The sequence below is a fragment of the Mesorhizobium sp. dw_380 genome, assembly GCF_018588885.1.
Classification (GTDB): Bacteria; Pseudomonadota; Alphaproteobacteria; order Rhizobiales; family Rhizobiaceae; genus Mesorhizobium.
Window position 1 is genome coordinate 26,213 of the sequence record NZ_JAFFIW010000027.1, and the last position, 14,842, is coordinate 41,054.

At 62.2% G+C, this 14,842-nt stretch carries 17 protein-coding genes and 1 pseudogene; 14 read left to right on the top strand and 4 right to left on the bottom strand.

Going from position 1 to position 14,842, the window contains the following annotated elements; all coding sequences use genetic code 11:
* The first annotated feature begins 10 nt into the window (after positions 1 to 10).
* From JT360_RS22820 to panD, 13 genes are all read left to right on the top strand, one after another.
* The gene (locus tag JT360_RS22820; RefSeq protein WP_352128144.1) at positions 11 to 928 is read left to right on the top strand and encodes a LysR substrate-binding domain-containing protein; all 918 of its coding nucleotides are present in this window, start codon (positions 11 to 13) and stop codon (positions 926 to 928) included.
* Between the two features lie 234 nt (positions 929 to 1,162).
* A complete protein-coding gene (locus JT360_RS33670; protein ID WP_250889003.1) occupies positions 1,163 to 1,789 on the top strand; it encodes a hypothetical protein in 627 nt (208 codons plus the stop codon).
* Positions 1,708 to 1,899, top strand: a complete 192-nt coding sequence (locus JT360_RS34105; protein ID WP_352128163.1) for a hypothetical protein — start codon at positions 1,708 to 1,710, stop codon at positions 1,897 to 1,899. The genes JT360_RS33670 and JT360_RS34105 overlap by 82 nt, the downstream gene beginning before the upstream one ends.
* 329 nt (positions 1,900 to 2,228) lie before the next feature.
* A complete protein-coding gene (locus JT360_RS22830; protein ID WP_214474297.1) occupies positions 2,229 to 3,194 on the top strand; it encodes an NrtR DNA-binding winged helix domain-containing protein in 966 nt (321 codons plus the stop codon).
* A 66-nt stretch (positions 3,195 to 3,260) separates the two neighbouring features.
* Entirely contained in the window at positions 3,261 to 4,235 is a 975-nt protein-coding gene (gene nadA, locus JT360_RS22835) for a quinolinate synthase NadA (protein ID WP_214474298.1), read from the top strand.
* A complete protein-coding gene (locus tag JT360_RS22840; RefSeq protein WP_214474299.1) occupies positions 4,232 to 5,773 on the top strand; it encodes an L-aspartate oxidase in 1,542 nt (513 codons plus the stop codon). The genes nadA and JT360_RS22840 overlap by 4 nt, the downstream gene beginning before the upstream one ends.
* Positions 5,770 to 6,624, top strand: a complete 855-nt coding sequence (gene nadC, locus JT360_RS22845) for a carboxylating nicotinate-nucleotide diphosphorylase (RefSeq protein WP_214474300.1) — start codon at positions 5,770 to 5,772, stop codon at positions 6,622 to 6,624. Before JT360_RS22840 ends, nadC begins: the two co-directional genes overlap by 4 nt.
* 157 nt (positions 6,625 to 6,781) lie before the next feature.
* On the top strand, positions 6,782 to 7,723 hold the full coding sequence (bioB, locus tag JT360_RS22850; protein ID WP_214474382.1) for a biotin synthase BioB: 942 nt from the start codon (positions 6,782 to 6,784) through the stop codon (positions 7,721 to 7,723).
* Positions 7,720 to 8,859, top strand: coding sequence for an 8-amino-7-oxononanoate synthase (locus JT360_RS22855; protein WP_214474302.1), 1,140 nt, complete (start codon positions 7,720 to 7,722; stop codon positions 8,857 to 8,859). The genes bioB and JT360_RS22855 overlap by 4 nt, the downstream gene beginning before the upstream one ends.
* Entirely contained in the window at positions 8,856 to 9,491 is a 636-nt protein-coding gene (bioD, locus tag JT360_RS22860) for a dethiobiotin synthase (protein ID WP_214474304.1), read from the top strand. Before JT360_RS22855 ends, bioD begins: the two co-directional genes overlap by 4 nt.
* On the top strand, positions 9,491 to 10,756 hold the full coding sequence (locus JT360_RS22865; protein WP_214474307.1) for an adenosylmethionine--8-amino-7-oxononanoate transaminase: 1,266 nt from the start codon (positions 9,491 to 9,493) through the stop codon (positions 10,754 to 10,756). Before bioD ends, JT360_RS22865 begins: the two co-directional genes overlap by 1 nt.
* Positions 10,753 to 11,736, top strand: coding sequence for a 3-oxopimeloyl-[acyl-carrier-protein] synthase BioZ (bioZ, locus tag JT360_RS22870; protein WP_214474311.1), 984 nt, complete (start codon positions 10,753 to 10,755; stop codon positions 11,734 to 11,736). Before JT360_RS22865 ends, bioZ begins: the two co-directional genes overlap by 4 nt.
* 61 nt (positions 11,737 to 11,797) lie before the next feature.
* Complete coding sequence (panD, locus tag JT360_RS22875; RefSeq protein ID WP_214474313.1) at positions 11,798 to 12,250, top strand: aspartate 1-decarboxylase; 453 nt, start codon at positions 11,798 to 11,800, stop codon at positions 12,248 to 12,250.
* A 201-nt stretch (positions 12,251 to 12,451) separates the two neighbouring features.
* Here panD and JT360_RS22880 read toward each other — a convergent pair whose 3' ends face one another.
* Positions 12,452 to 13,237, bottom strand: coding sequence for a GGDEF domain-containing protein (locus tag JT360_RS22880; protein ID WP_214474315.1), 786 nt, complete (start codon positions 13,235 to 13,237; stop codon positions 12,452 to 12,454).
* Positions 13,238 to 13,554: 317 nt separating this feature from the next.
* Positions 13,555 to 13,920, bottom strand: a complete 366-nt coding sequence (locus JT360_RS22885; RefSeq protein ID WP_214474317.1) for a hypothetical protein — start codon at positions 13,918 to 13,920, stop codon at positions 13,555 to 13,557.
* Here JT360_RS22885 and JT360_RS22890 point away from each other — a divergent pair.
* Positions 13,829 to 14,097 (top strand): annotated as a pseudogene (locus JT360_RS22890) (HU family DNA-binding protein). The gene JT360_RS22885 and the pseudogene JT360_RS22890 sit on opposite strands and share 92 nt — an antisense overlap.
* A 41-nt stretch (positions 14,098 to 14,138) precedes the next feature.
* Here the strand turns inward: JT360_RS22890 and JT360_RS22895 are convergent.
* The gene (locus JT360_RS22895; RefSeq protein ID WP_214474319.1) at positions 14,139 to 14,576 is read right to left on the bottom strand and encodes a TA system VapC family ribonuclease toxin; all 438 of its coding nucleotides are present in this window, start codon (positions 14,574 to 14,576) and stop codon (positions 14,139 to 14,141) included.
* Complete coding sequence (locus JT360_RS22900) at positions 14,573 to 14,800, bottom strand: CopG family transcriptional regulator (protein ID WP_214474321.1); 228 nt, start codon at positions 14,798 to 14,800, stop codon at positions 14,573 to 14,575. The genes JT360_RS22895 and JT360_RS22900 overlap by 4 nt, the downstream gene beginning before the upstream one ends.
* Positions 14,801 to 14,842: the final 42 nt, after the last annotated feature.

Here is a 14,842-nt window from a genome sequence, read left to right on the forward strand (position 1 = left end):
ATCTACCCAGGTGAAGAAAACGCCCCCTCTGCGTGCGATACAGGCCTTCGAGGCTTTCGGTCGCTGCGGCAGCGTGACGGCTGCCGCCGATGAACTTGGCGTTTCGGTCGGCGCAGTCAGCCAGCAAATCCGCAAGGCAGAGGGCGTGCTGGGGCTTAGTCTGCTCGAGCGCCGTGGCAGGAATGTTACGCTGTCGTCCTGGGGGCGAACCTACCATGCGGCGATTTCGTCGGGGTTCGACCAGATTCGCAACGCCCAGGACCTTGTCGAGCGAGCACGATCGGAAAGCGCGCTGACCATCTCCTGCCTTCCCTCGCTTGCCAGCAAGTGGATCGCGCCAAAGCTTTTGGACTGGCAAATTGGCCATGCCGGCGCGACGGTGCGTCTTATCGGCGCTGAACAGGAGCCGCGTTTTGACAAGGATCAGGTCGACTTCCGGATCTCGTACGGCACCAAGATCCACGAATACGACCACTATACCGAATTGTTCACGGATTGGGTGGTGCCTGCTTGCGCACCCGGATTGCTGGCCAATCGACCGCTCGGCAAGCCCTCGGATATTCTTGATTTTCCTCTCTTGGGCATCGAATGGGCGCGGGATCATCAATCGCCGCCAAGTTGGACAGAGTGGGCGAGCACGATCGGTGTGTCACATCGAAGGACGTCAGGCGAAGTTGCGTTTTCATTGTCGAGCGCCGCGATCGACGCGGCGATCAATGGAAAGGGGTTTGTGCTTGCCCAATTGTCTATGGCCGCGGACGATATCGCGGCGGGCCGGCTCATCGTGCCGTTCAACCAGCGGATAAGGTTGTCCGATGCCTATTTCCTTGCCTGGGACCGTTCTGCGCTCGAGAAGCCATTTGCACCGGAGCTTCGTGCCTGGATCGTTACGATTTCCAAACGCCTGAACGCTTCCCCGGGCCATTGATCGCTGAACCGCGGTCTCGGGGCAGTTCGTTCATCGCCGATGTTTTCGCTCCCTGAAAAAGCCGATTCGCATGCACCAATTTCCAGACAGTTGGGGCAGAGACTTAAGTTGGTCCACTTGCGATGAGAGTTAAGCCCTTTGGCTAAAGAGCACAATTGACCTGGGGTTAGGTTCACTCCGGCGTAATGCTGCCAACCCGGCGCCGCGGTCGAACGTGTTTTGTTTGCAGTGACAATGAGCATAATCGCGGCTGAGGTCAGAAACGGAACGACCGCTTTTGCCGGGTTTGTTCAAAATATCCGACGGTCAGCTTCCGTGAAGAGTTTCGGGCGCCGGCAGGCGTACGAAAGTCCCCGAGGAAGGAACCCGCGGGCCACCGGCGATGGCTATGGGGATTTCGATTTGCGGCAGATGTCGGCGATGGCGCGACCGCCGCCGCGAAGCGGCGGGTTTGATGCGGACGGACCGCTTCGTTGCGCCACGTCGATCAGCGCGCCGGCCTCCCCAGCCACCGGCGAGATCGACGGCCAGGAGGTGATTGGACAAGGCATCTTCACGCGCGCCGATGGTTCCTCCGGCTCTTTTGTAGAAGTGGCGCTTGAAACCGCGCTCGGCACTCCGGCCGGCGATCAATTGCTCATAGGCGGAGATAGCGATGACGTGTTGCTCGGCGCGGCATCGCAGATACTTTGGTGGGAGGCAACGGAGCTGACAGGTTTGTCTTCAACGACGTCAAGGCCGTTGACATGGTCGCCGACTACAACTTCGCCGAGGACAAGGTGGACCTATCCTTACTTTTCCAGGCGGGGGCAGGCGATGTCCACGATTTCGTCTCATATGATTCCCAGAGAGGCGACCTGAAGGTCGATGTCGACGGAACTGGCAGCGGCGGAATCGCTACCATTGCCACCTTCGAGGACCTACCGCCGAACCTGACTATTATCTCTAACAGTGATGTATTCGTACTTTGAAAAAAGATGCCCACGAGGTGCCGAGACCCGAGCGTCATTGATTGCGGGGGGCCACCGCAGTAGACCATGCCCGCGGCGCACGACCCAACGATAGGGGTGACCGCAAGCGGCAGCAGCTCGCTTTCCGTAGCAGCGGAGCCTGGACTGGCTCGATGAGTGGGGGAAAGGCGGTAGCGCGGTTTCGCTACAAAAATCCGAGGGAGCGCGCAGAGAACTGATACGGATTGCAAGGGCTTCGTGCGGCCGTTGACGAGTGGCAGGCAGCAGTTCACCTTTCGCTTGGTTTGCCACGCTCAGGCGCCTCAATATTCGGAATTTGATCAACCCCTATGCAAGACACGGCAATACCGGCGACGAAGCGCACCGCAATGACCAACCAGAGCCAGGCTGTCAGCGCGGACCTGATCGCCGTCGTGATTGCTGTGACGAACGGTGAGCCACGCGTCCTGACCATCGGAAAGCCGGGGGCTTTGCCGTCCGGCCCCTTTGAACTGGGCCACCGCTCCCTGCAGTCCGGTCTGAGGGCCTGGGTAGAACGGCAGACCAATCATCCGCTTGGCTACGTCGAGCAGCTTTACACCTTTGCCGACCGTGACCGGATCGGCGATGAACGCGTGCAGATCTCGATCAGTTACCTCGGCCTGACGCGGGAAGAGCAGGCGGAGAGGTCGCCGACGCATGGATGGCACGGATGGTACGACTATTTTCCGTGGGAAGATCACCGCGCGGGAGTGCCACCCATCCTGCCTGACATCCTCACGCCCCGACTTTTGGCCTGGGCCGACGACGTTGAAGATCCGAGCATGCGCCGCGACCGCCGGCAGCGCGTGGCATATGCCTTCGGGCTGGATGATCGCGACTGGAACGAGGAACTCGTCCTGCAGCGATACGAACTGCTCTATGAAGCAGCGTTGGTGGCTGAGGCCGCACGCGGCCGAGACACCAGCGGTGCTCCGGCTCTTCCCGGTCGGCCGATGATCGCCGACCACCGCCGCATTCTGGCGACCGGGATCGCCAGGCTTCGAACCAAGATCAAATACCGCCCCGTTGTGTTCGAGTTGATGCCGCCAGCATTCACGCTATTGCAATTGCAGCGTACCGTTGAAGCGCTTGCTGGCAGGCTGGTGCATAAACAGAACTTTCGGCGGCTTATCGAACAGCAGGATTTGGTCGAAGAGACTGGCGAGACGATGTCGGACACAGGCGGGCGTCCGGCGAAGCGTTTCCGCTTCCGTCAGGCGGTTCTTGCGGAACGAGCTGTCGCAGGGACGAAATTACCACTTACACGCGCTTGACATTTCTTATGCTCAAAGTAAGCATATGTCCAAGTTATACTCGCTATGAGCATAAGGAGCGCAAGCATGCTCAACGTCTCCACGCGTACGGCCGCGCTCTACGATCGGGTGAGGCGGGTCATCCCGCCAATCGAGTGGCCAGCGTTTACCGATGATATCGAGGCAATTCTCGATCTGAGACGGCAGCGCAATGCCGTCATCCTGGCGCACAACTACCAAACGCCGGAGATCTTCCACTGTGTCGCCGACATCGTCGGCGACAGCCTGGCGCTTGCCCGCAAGGCAATGGCAGTCGAAGCGGATGTCATCGTGCTGGCCGGCGTGCATTTCATGGCCGAGACGGCGAAGCTGCTCAATCCGGGAAAGACGGTGCTTATTCCCGACGTGAGGGCCGGTTGCTCCCTCGCTGACTCGATCACTGCGGAAGATGTCCGTCTCATGCGGCAGCGCTACCCCGGCGTGCCGATCGTCACCTATGTCAACACCTCCGCCGCGGTGAAAGCGGAGTCCGACATCTGCTGCACTTCGGGCAATGCGAAAGCCGTGGTGGAGTCCCTGGCTGTTCCCCAGGTGATCATGCTGCCGGATGAATACCTGGCCCTGAACATCGCCGCCCAGACCGATGTGCGGATCATCGCCTGGAAAGGGCATTGCGAGGTGCATGAGCGGTTCAGCCCCAGCGACATCCGGCAGCTGCGGGAGGATCATCCAGGCGTAACCGTGCTGGCGCACCCGGAATGTCCACCGGAAGTGGTCGCGGAAGCGGACTTCTCCGGCTCGACCGCTGCCATGTCCGATTATGTCGGACAGCAAAAGCCGCCGCGCGTCGTGCTGATGACGGAGTGCTCGATGAGCGACAATGTCGCGGTCGAGCATCCCGAGGTCGAGTTCATCCGGCCCTGCAATCTGTGCCCGCACATGAAGCGAATAACGCTCGCCAACATCCGCGCGGCACTTGAGCAGAACCGCCATGTCGTGACCATCGATCCCGAGATCGCCGGACGCGCACGGCTGGCCGTCGAGCGGATGCTGGCTATATGAGCATGGACGTCCGCGATCTCACCGGCCTGCCGGTGATCATCGGCGGCGGCATAGCCGGGCTGATGACCGCACTCTATCTGGCGCCCGAGCCGGCGCTTCTGCTGTCGAGATCACCGCTTGGCGCGGACGCTTCCAGCGGGTGGGCGCAAGGCGGGCTTGCCGCGAGCCTGGGCGAGGATGATGAACCGGCGCTCCATCTTTCCGACACGCTCGCCGCAGGTGATGGTCTTTGCGATACGCAAGCAGCAAGACGCATCGTCTACGCCGCGCCCGCCGCGATCGAGGATCTGGCACGCCTTGGGGCTCGCTTTGATCGGACGCCGGCAGGCGCGTTTCGTCTCGGACTGGAGGCTGCGCACGGCCGGCGACGCATCGTTCATGCCGGGGGCGACGGCAGCGGACGGGAGGTCATGCGTGCGCTTGTCGCCGCCGTTCGCTCCACGCCCGCGATCACGGTCGTCGAAGGCATCGAAGCGCGCAGGCTGGCCGTGCAGGACGGCAGGGTCACCGGTGTGCTGGCCAACCGTTCGACGGGTCCGGTGTTCTTCGCCACGGGACGGGTCGTTGTCGCCACTGGAGGGATCGGCGGCCTCTTCCATGACTCGACAAACCCATTGGGCAGCTGCGGGCAGGGCCTGGCGCTCGCGGCGCGCGCCGGTGCTGTCCTTGCCGACCTGGAGTTCATCCAGTTCCACCCGACCACGCTTGACGGGCCGGATCGGCCGATGCCGCTGATCAGCGAAGCGGTTCGCGGCGAAGGCGCGGTGATCGTCGACGAGACAGGGCGGCGCTTCCTCGACGGTGTGCGAGGCGCGGAACTCGCGCCGCGCGATATCGTCGCGCGCGCTGTCTGCAAGCACGTCGCGGAGGGCCATCGCGTTTTCCTCGACGTACGCGAAAGGCCGGGCGCGACATTCGCCCGGCAGTTCCCGACGATCGCGTCGGCCTGCGGCAAGGCCGGCATCGATCCGGCGAGCGACCTCATTCCCATCCGGCCGGCACAGCATTATCACATGGGCGGCATCGCCGTGGATCTGGCCGGGCGTACCTCCGTTCCGGGACTTTGGGCCTGCGGCGAAGTCGCCTCAACCGGGCTGCACGGCGCCAATCGGCTTGCCAGCAATTCACTGACCGAAGCCGTTGTTTGCGCGCGCTGGGTTGCGGAAAGCGTCGCCGCTTCACCCGACTGCGGCGGAAAGCGAGATATAACAACGTATCTGCCTGTGCCGGATCCAACGCCAGTCCGCCCTCTCCTGTCACGTGGCCTTGGCGTCACGCGAGATGGCGAAGGGTTGAAAGAGGCAGCGAGGGCCTTGCTACCGCTGTCGCAGAGACACGACGCGGCATCCGATCCTGCCGCTGTCGGGCTGATGATCACAATTGCCGCCTTGCGGCGCCGGGAAAGCCTCGGCGCTCATTTCCGGATGGACTTTCCGCACCACGCAACCGTCGCCCGCCGTTCCGAAATCACGCTCGACGCGGCCGTGGCGGCAGCGCGGGAACTTGCATCCTGCCCAACACTGGAAAGCGTCCTGTGAACCTCTCACCACTTCCCGCGATCATGCTCGAGCCTCTGTTGCGGGCGGCTCTGCTCGAAGATCTCGGCAGGGCCGGCGACTTGACCACCGATGCCATCGTGCCGAAGGACCTTCGGACAACGACCGTCCTTTCGGCACGCCAGCCGGGCGTAGTCGCCGGCCTCGATCTGGCGATGCTCGCATTCCACCTGATCGACCAGAATGTCGAAATGGCCGTGCATCGGCCGGACGGTAGCACCGTCGCGCAAGGCGAGATCATTGCCTCGGTGAGCGGTCCGGCCCGCGCCATACTCACGGCGGAACGGACGGCGCTCAACTTCTTGTGCCATCTGAGCGGCATCGCCACGGCGACGGCTTCCGTCGTCGCAGCGGTTTGCGGCCATGGTGCAAAGATCGTCTGCACCCGCAAGACGACACCGGGACTGCGAGCTGTCGAAAAATATGCCGTGCGCGCAGGTGGCGGATCCAACCACCGTTTCGGCCTCGACGACGCCATCCTGATCAAGGACAACCACATCGCCATCGCTGGTGGAATTCGCCCGGCAATCGAGCGGGCGCGGAGCAGCGTCGGCCATCTCGTCAAGGTCGAAGTCGAGGTCGATACGCTGGCCCAGTTGGAGGAAGCCTTGGACCTGGGACCCGACGCTGTCTTGCTCGACAACATGTCGGTCGACGAGCTTCGCCAGGCAGTGGCGACGATTGCTGGCCGGGCGATCACCGAGGCGTCTGGCAGGATCACCGCCGCGATTGCGCCAGCCGTTGCCGCAACTGGTATCGACCTGATTTCCATCGGCTGGTTGACTCACAGCGCGCCGATCCTCGATATCGGCCTCGACTACCGTGAGCCTTGATCGTCGAGGCTGACCATCTAGCCTACCCAGCTTCTCTCGACCGTGTCCGCCAGTCCAAAGGCGCTCGTGTCGCCACATCGCAAGGAACAGGATGGAAATGCGCGCAGCAATTTCGGAAAAAACCCTGCCTGAAGCTCAATCCTTCGACGGCCACCGGATGTGGACCCTGGAAGAAGCCCGGGCGCTCCACGATGCGCCCTTCAATGACCTTCTGTTTCGGGCACAAAGCGTTCATCGCCAGAATTTCGATCCCAACAAGGTCCAGCTCAGCCGGCTTCTCAGCATCAAGACGGGGGGATGCCCGGAGGATTGCGGCTATTGCAGCCAGTCGGCGCATCACGAAAGCGGGTTGAAGGCGTCGAAGCTGATGGAGGTCCGACGCGTCATCGCCGAGGCGACCAAGGCACGCGATGCCGGCGCCACCCGCTATTGCATGGGCGCTGCCTGGCGAAACCCCAAGGCCCGCGACATGGATGCGGTGGTGGCGATGGTCGAGGGCGTCAAGGCGCTTGGCATGGAAACCTGCATGACGCTTGGCATGCTCGATCTTGAGCAGGCCGCTCGTCTGAAACAGGCCGGTCTCGACTACTATAACCACAACATCGACACCTCCGAGCGCTACTACTCAGAGATCATCTCGACCCGCAAATTTGCCGACCGGCTGGATACGCTCGCCAATGTCCGCGACAGCGGCATCAAGGTCTGCTGTGGTGGCATTGTCGGCATGGGTGAAGAACCGGTCGACCGGATCGACATGCTGGTGACGCTGGCCAACCTGCCGGAGCATCCCGAAAGCGTTCCAATCAACATGCTGATCCCGATCGACGGCACCCCGCTTGCCGAAGCCAAGCCCATCGAGCCGATCGAGTTCGTGCGTGTGATCGCGCTGGCGCGCATCATGATGCCGAAGTCGCATGTGCGTCTTTCCGCCGGCCGCACCGCCATGACCGACGAGATGCAGGCGCTGTGCTTTTTTGCCGGCGCCAATTCGATCTTCGTCGGCGACACGCTGCTGACGGCGGACAATCCCGGCGAGGACAAGGATACCCTTCTGTTCCAGCGTCTCGGCATCGAGCCGATGGAAATCGGCACGCAATGAACGAGGCACTTCTTGCCCGGTATGACGCATCCTTGCGTGGACTGGCGCGAAAGGACCGGCTGCGGACGCTTGCGCCGCGCGCCGGTCTCGACTTCTCGTCGAACGACTATCTCGGGCTTGCCGCCTCCAAAAGACTGGGCGACGCGGTTGCGGCGGCGATCGCGCGGGGTACGCCGGTCGGCGCCACCGGGTCGCGCCTGTTGCGCGGCAACGCGCCGGAGCATGAGCAACTGGAGGCGGACGCGGCGACGTTCTTTGGCGCCGAACGCGCGCTGTTCTTCGGCAGCGGCTACATCGCCAACTTCGCTCTCCTGACCGCGCTGCCCCAGAAGGGCGACCTGCTGGTCCTCGACGAGCTCGCCCATGCCAGCATGCATGAGGGCGCGCAGGCCGGGCGCGCCGAGTTCAAGCTGGCCGCGCACAACGACGTTGGTGCTATCGAGGACGCGATCAGCCGCTGGCGCGCCGAAGGCGGCATGGGGCGCGTCTGGATCGCGGTCGAAAGCCTTTACAGCATGGATGGCGACCGCGCGCCGATGGAGAGTATCGTCGCGCTTGCCGATCGGCACGAGGCATTCCTCGTCGTCGACGAGGCGCATGCCACCGGCGTCTGGGGACCGGACGGCCGCGGGCTGGCCGCCGCTTTCGAGGGCCGCGACAACATCATAGCGCTCCACACGTGCGGCAAGGCGCTCGGAGCGTCGGGCGCGCTCGTCACCGGACCGCGAACGCTGTGCGACTATCTCGTCAATCGCTGCCGGCCGTTCATCTACGCCACCGCGCCATCGCCGCTGATGGCAGTGGCGGCGCGACAAGCGCTCGCCATGTTGTCCGACGAGCCCATGCGCCGCGTTCAACTGCAGGAACGCGTTGCCTTCGCCGGCCGGCAATTGGCCGCGCGCTGCGGCGTGACGCCCAGCGGCTCGCAGATCCAGCCCTTTGTCATCGGCGATAACAGGCGCACCATGGCGGTGGCGGCGGCACTGCAGGCCCGCGGCTTCGATATACGCGGCATTCGTCCGCCGACGGTGCCCGAAGGCACATCGCGCCTGCGCATTTCCCTGACGCTCAACGTCGACGAAACCGATATTTCCGCCATGGTCGAGGCGCTCGCCGAAGTGTTGGCCACGGGATGACCAAGCGCATCGTCGTCACCGGAACAGACACCGGAATTGGCAAGACAGTATTTTCGGCCGGGCTCGCCGGCCTGCTCGACGGCTTTTACTGGAAGCCCGTGCAATCGGGCCTTGACGAGGAGACTGACAGCGAGGTTGTTGCCCGGCTTTCCGGTTTGCCCGCCGGCCGCGTGCTGCCGGAGGTTTACCGTCTGAGCATGCCGCTGTCGCCGCATCGATCAGCCGAAATGGACGGCGTCGCGATCGAGGCGGCCAAGCTCTCACTTCCAGACTTGCCGGGTCCGCTTGTCATCGAAGGCGCGGGCGGGCTGATGGTGCCGCTCAATCGACAGACAAGATTCATCGATATTTTCCAGGAATGGCAACTGCCGGTCATCCTTTGCGCCCGCACCGCGCTCGGTACCATCAATCACACCCTGCTATCGATTGAGGCCCTGCGGGCGCGATCCATTCCGCTCATCGGCATCGCCTTCATCGGCGAAGAGGTCGCCGATACGCAAAGGACAATCGTGGAATTCGGCGGCGTGCCGCAGCTCGGCAGGCTGCCGCGCCTCGATCCGCTCACGGGTGAAATGTTGAGAGATGCAATGGTTGCCGGCTTCGACCTCGCCCTTATTGCCGGAGGCGCCTGATGCCGCAGTCTCGAGTCTGGCATCCCTTCACCCAGCACGCGCTCGAGCCCGCGATCCCTGAAATCGTCCTGACGGAAGGCGCCTATCTCCACAAGGCCGACGGCGCGCGCATCCTGGACGCCATTTCCTCCTGGTGGGTCGTCACCCATGGCCATCGCCACCCCCGCATCATGAAGGCCATCGAGACGACCGCATCGAGCCTCGACCAGATCATTTTCGCGGGCTTCACCCACGAGCCTGCAGAACGGCTGGCCGAGGCGCTTGTCGGCCTTGCTCCCGCCGGCCTCGACCGGGTGTTCTATTCCGACAGCGGCTCGACCTCCGTCGAAGTCGCGCTGAAGATGGCGCTCGGCTATTTCCGCAACATCGGCGCGCCGCGCTCGCGCATCGCCGTCATGGAGCACAGCTACCATGGCGATACCATTGGCACGATGAGCGTCGGCGCCCGCGGCGTGTTCAATGCTGCCTACGAGCCCTTGCTGTTCGAGGTCGACACCATTCCCTTCCCGGCCACCGGGCGCGAGCAGGAGACCCTGGATCGGTTCGAGGTTTTCTCTCGCGACCGGCGCGCGGCCGCGCTGATCGTCGAGCCGCTGGTGCTTGGTGCTGGTGGCATGCTGATGTATCCGGCCTGGGTTCTGGCGGAATTGAAGAAGATCGCCGAGGCCTCCGGCACACTGCTGATCACCGACGAGGTGATGACCGGCTGGGGTCGCACCGGAACCATGTTCGCCTGCGAGCAGGCGTCGATCTCACCGGACATATTGTGCACTTCGAAGGGCTTGACCGGCGGCGCCGTCCCGCTGGCCGCCACGCTCGCCACCGATGCCATCTTCCAGGCCCACTATTCCGAGGACCGGCAGAAAACCTTCTTCCATTCGAGTTCCTACACCGCCAATCCGATCGCCTGCGCGGCCGCACTGGCTAATGTCGAGATCTGGCAGGACGAGCCGGTCGCCGAGCGGATCGCGGCCTTGAGCGTGAAGCAGGCCGAGGGGCTTCGACGCTTCCGGGAGAACCCATATTTCACCGACTGCCGGGCGACCGGCACGATCGCTGCTCTCGACCTACGCACCGGCTCTGCCGGCTATCTGGCCGAGATCGGACCGAAGCTGCGCGCTTTTTTCCTCGAACGAGGCATGCTCGTGCGCCCGCTCGGCAATGTCGTCTATCTTCTGCCGCCGTATTGCATCACCGGCGACGAACTGGACGGGCTCCATGACGCCATCGAGGAGGCCGGCGAACGTTTCGGCTCGCGACAATGAACCGATCGTCGCGCATCCTCGGCTTTGGCCATCATGTGCCGTCGCGCAAGGTGGAGAATCCGGAAATCGAAGACCGTCTCGGGCTTGAACCCGGCTGGATTGAGCGCCGCACCGGGATACGGTCGCGCTTCTGGGCAACCGACGAAGACACGTTGTCGGGCCTTGCCGCCTCTGCCGGCGACATGGCCCTGGCCAATGCCGGCACCGACCGCAGCGACATTGGCCTGCTGTTGCTCGCCACCTCGACACCCGACCACCTTCTGCCGCCCAGCGCGCCACTGGTCGCGCATCGCCTCGGGCTCAGCCGCGCCGGCGCGATCGATCTGACCGGCGCGTGCGCCGGTTTCATCTATGCGCTGATGTTTGCCGACGGATTCACCCGCCTGCACGGCAAAGCGAGCCTTGTCATCGCCGCCAACATACTCAGCCGTCGCATCAATCCCGCCGAGCGTGCCAGTGCCGTGCTGTTTGCCGATGCCGCCGGCGCCGTGGTCATCGGTCCGTGCGAGGATACCCACCGGGGCATTCTCGGTGCTTCGGTGGATTCGGACGGCTCGCGCTACGGGCTGATCCAGATTCCCGCCGGCGGAAGCAACACCCCGTTCCATGGCGACCTCGACCTAGAGCAGACCCGGATGACGATCACTGACGGCCGCGAGGTGTTCGCCAAGGCCGTGGAGATGATGACTGTATGCTCGCAGGACGCGCTCACTGCAGCCCAAATGCGGCCGCAGGACATCGATCGGTTTGTGCCGCATCAGGCCAATGCGCGCATTTTCGATGCGGTCGGCAGGAACCTCGGCATCCCCGATGAAGCGATCGTCAAGACGATCGCCGAATATGGCAACTCTTCCGCCGCGACGATCCCTTTCTCGCTGTCGCTGGCCCATCAGACCGAGCCGTTCCGGCCGGGCGAGAAAATCCTTCTGGCTGCGGCAGGCGCCGGTCTTAGCGGCGGAGCGCTCGTGGTCGGAATTTAGCGGCGGGAACCGGCTGCGAAAATTTGATCTTGTATTATGATGAATAGGGACAACACAACCAATGCGAAAACTAGTCGCCGGCAAGCTGCACGGCATCCACATCACCGAAGCAAATCTCAACTACCATGGCTCGATAACGCTCGACCCCGACCACTGCGAGGCAGCGGGGATACTGCCCATGGAATTCGTGGAGATATGGAACAAGAATTCCGGTGCGCGGATTTCGACCTATGTCATCCTCGGCGAGCGCGGCTCACGATGCTGCATCCTCAACGGAGCGGCCGCCCGCACCTGCCAGGCCGGCGACCAGATCATAATCTGCAACTCGATCTACCTGGATGAAGCGCAGATCACCTCGCTGAAGCCGCGGATCGTCACCTTCGACCAGGACAACCACATAATCGACCGGTTGAGCTACTCCGTCGACCTTGACGCAAATGGCCGGCACAGTTTCTCGATCCTTGACGAGGCGAATAAGGCTTTGGCCATACCTGCCCTCGTCTCCAGGACGTGACTCGCGACCGACATTTGCGCGAGCTTTTCCGGCCAGTTTGATTGGCCGCCGGTCAACGCCGCACGGCCAAATACGCTTGACAAGATAGCGACGGCCCGTTCAGGCGTGTAATGAGGTAATTGTGGATTCCAAAAGACCGTTGATGAGCTGACCTGCCCTTCAGCTTTTGCCGGAACCCATCAATTAATCCTTGGGTTTCCTTCACGGTGTCGCGACTCGCAACTTGGCTGCTTCATAATCGAACGAAACGCGGTTTCGTCCACGTTGTTTCGCCTCAAAAAGGCATCGTCCGGCGGTGCGTAGTACATCCTGAGTATCTGCGTTGCGGTGAATTTCCGTACCCCCGATGCTGACAGTCACCTTCACATCGTCTTTTTGCCCTTTGACGCGAGGAAGGGCTTCGATGAGCCGACGGATGTTCTCCGCAACGGTCCCTGCCTGCTCTTTGCGCACGCCGTGTAATAGAACCCCGAACTCTTCTCCGCCAAGGCGCCCCACCGCGTCCCCTGGGCGTGTCGTGTAGACGAGCGCCTTTGCAATCCGAACCAGAACCTCGTCACCCTTGGCGTGTCCGAGCCGATCGTTGACTGAAGAGAAGTGATCTGGATCGATCAGGAGAAGTGTGTCGCATTCCCCTTCGTCGCGGCTTCTGTCCACCCGTGCCATGAATCCTCCACGGCTAAGGAGTCCCGTCATCGGGTCGTGGCTGGTTACGAAGGTGAGCCTGTCGTGTGCCTCTTTCAGAGCTGCATGTGACTTCTCCAGCTTGTCACAAGTATCTTGGATCGTTTCCGACTGAGCGAAGATGTAGGCGCTGACCGGCATTCCAATCAGAATGGGAATTAAGGTACATTCGACCCAACTCAGCCAATCGATCGGCATCTTCAGCGCAAGTCTTGCCGTGAACGACAGACCGAAGGTCGCGACGACTGCAATAGTCGTTACGACCAGTGATCTACCCGCAATTCGCTTTGTGCGCGGCGTCATATATTGTTCTTTAGAGAGGGGCGCTGAACAGGCCGTCACCACGTCGATTAAAATTATCTCCAACTGGAAGCGATGGAGCTACCAGTCAAGTTTGAGCGAGCGAGTTTCTTCGAATCTGCTGCTGTCGGTTTCAAATGCTGGCCCATGCTGCATGGACGGTGACCGTCGAATGTGCGTGGCCTAGACTGGACTAAAGGCTTACAGCAAGCTGAAGGTCAGCAGAAGCGCTGTCGAGATTTCTCACGCAAACCGACGTCCGGGGAAAGCTATTGCCTCGGCGGTCCTTCCTCACCACTTGATCCAGAACCGCCTCATCTTCATCGCATCGATTCTTCCGCAACATAGCTCGCCGACATTGTTCGGCTGCGCCTCAGGCGATGATCGAAACCTTTGACGAGAGCGCGAATACCGGCGAAGTGTTCGCGCGGCTCGAGCGCGGCAAACGCAAGCGCGCATACGTGGATCTGTAGCAAATCAGACCGACCGCGCAGTTTTCCGAGAATTTTGCAGCCTTTGCGCCGCGCGCGCACTGCCGCCTCCGTGTTGTTGTGTGTCAAACAGGGCCGGTAACAAGACGAGGGAGCACGTTCCATAACGACCGCAAATGAGATCGCCGACAAGATCACAGCCGACAACGGTCTGACGACGACGCAGGCCAAGAGCATCATCGACAGCGTGTTCAAGGCGATCGCCGATGTGGCCGCAAGCGGTGCCGAAACGAGCCTGCCCGGTTCGGCAAGTTCAAGGTGAAGGAAACACCTGAACGTGAGGGCCGCAATCCGTCGAGGGGCGAGATCTCTGCCTCGAGCAAGCTGTCCTTTACGCTGGCAAAAGCGATCAAGGACGCGCTCAACGGCTGATCTTTTGCCGGGACATACCCCGACAGAAAGAGCCCGGCGGTCTACCTTGCGGGGATCAGGTGCAGTGCAGACTTCCCGCCCTTCACGGCCGCCGGCGACAGCTTGCGGTCAAAGCTCGCAAGTTGGCCGCCATGCGCCTTGGCGAGCGCAAGAAGATAGGTATCGGTGACCTGTGCCGAGGTCAGGATTTTCGCCGCATCGATGTCGCCGGAGCCTACGAGGCTCACATCGTCAGGCCAGAAGCTGTGCCCATGCAGGGCGCGCAACTTGGTAATGATTTGCGCAACGACGGCAGGTGAGCCAGGAGAATTGGGATATTTTTGGTTGCCGAGGATGCGGAGGACGCCGTTTTCGGTGATGGGACAGGTAGCCCATGCGGCGTGACCGGTCACTTCGAACCAGCCATGCGCGTCGTCATGGGCGACATGGCCAGGATCAATCAGCGCGATCAGCACATTTACATCTAACAGGAAGGTCACGGCAGCTCGTCACGCAAGGCGTTGACCGTCTCAAGCGTGACAGGAGGTGCATCCGGCCGGGGCGACAACAGAGGAATCCCATTGCGCTCCCCGCCGGCTTGAGGCCGGCGCAGCGAGCGCCGGGCGAGATCGGTAATGACCTCGCCAACGCTGCGATCCTGCTGCCTAGCCATGGCCTTGGCCGCCACCAGGACATCGTCATCGATCGCGAGTGTCGTTCTCACATCGCACTCCTTAGTTCGCATCAATCATCACGCATCATATAG

What these genes read in the sequence shown, in the direction of transcription:
- JT360_RS33670 (WP_250889003.1), top strand. Translation starts at nt 1,163, where the DNA reads ATGAGCATAATCGCGGCTGAGGTCAGAAACGGAACGACCGCTTTTGCC.
- JT360_RS22830 (WP_214474297.1), top strand. Translation starts at nt 2,229, where the DNA reads ATGCAAGACACGGCAATACCGGCGACGAAGCGCACCGCAATGACCAAC.
- nadA (WP_214474298.1), top strand. Translation starts at nt 3,261, where the DNA reads ATGCTCAACGTCTCCACGCGTACGGCCGCGCTCTACGATCGGGTGAGG.
- JT360_RS22840 (WP_214474299.1), top strand. Translation starts at nt 4,232, where the DNA reads ATGAGCATGGACGTCCGCGATCTCACCGGCCTGCCGGTGATCATCGGC.
- bioB (WP_214474382.1), top strand. Translation starts at nt 6,782, where the DNA reads ATGTGGACCCTGGAAGAAGCCCGGGCGCTCCACGATGCGCCCTTCAAT.
- JT360_RS22855 (WP_214474302.1), top strand. Translation starts at nt 7,720, where the DNA reads ATGAACGAGGCACTTCTTGCCCGGTATGACGCATCCTTGCGTGGACTG.
- bioD (WP_214474304.1), top strand. Translation starts at nt 8,856, where the DNA reads ATGACCAAGCGCATCGTCGTCACCGGAACAGACACCGGAATTGGCAAG.
- JT360_RS22865 (WP_214474307.1), top strand. Translation starts at nt 9,491, where the DNA reads ATGCCGCAGTCTCGAGTCTGGCATCCCTTCACCCAGCACGCGCTCGAG.
- bioZ (WP_214474311.1), top strand. Translation starts at nt 10,753, where the DNA reads ATGAACCGATCGTCGCGCATCCTCGGCTTTGGCCATCATGTGCCGTCG.
- panD (WP_214474313.1), top strand. Translation starts at nt 11,798, where the DNA reads ATGCGAAAACTAGTCGCCGGCAAGCTGCACGGCATCCACATCACCGAA.
- JT360_RS22880 (WP_214474315.1), bottom strand. Translation starts at nt 13,237, where the DNA reads ATGACGCCGCGCACAAAGCGAATTGCGGGTAGATCACTGGTCGTAACG.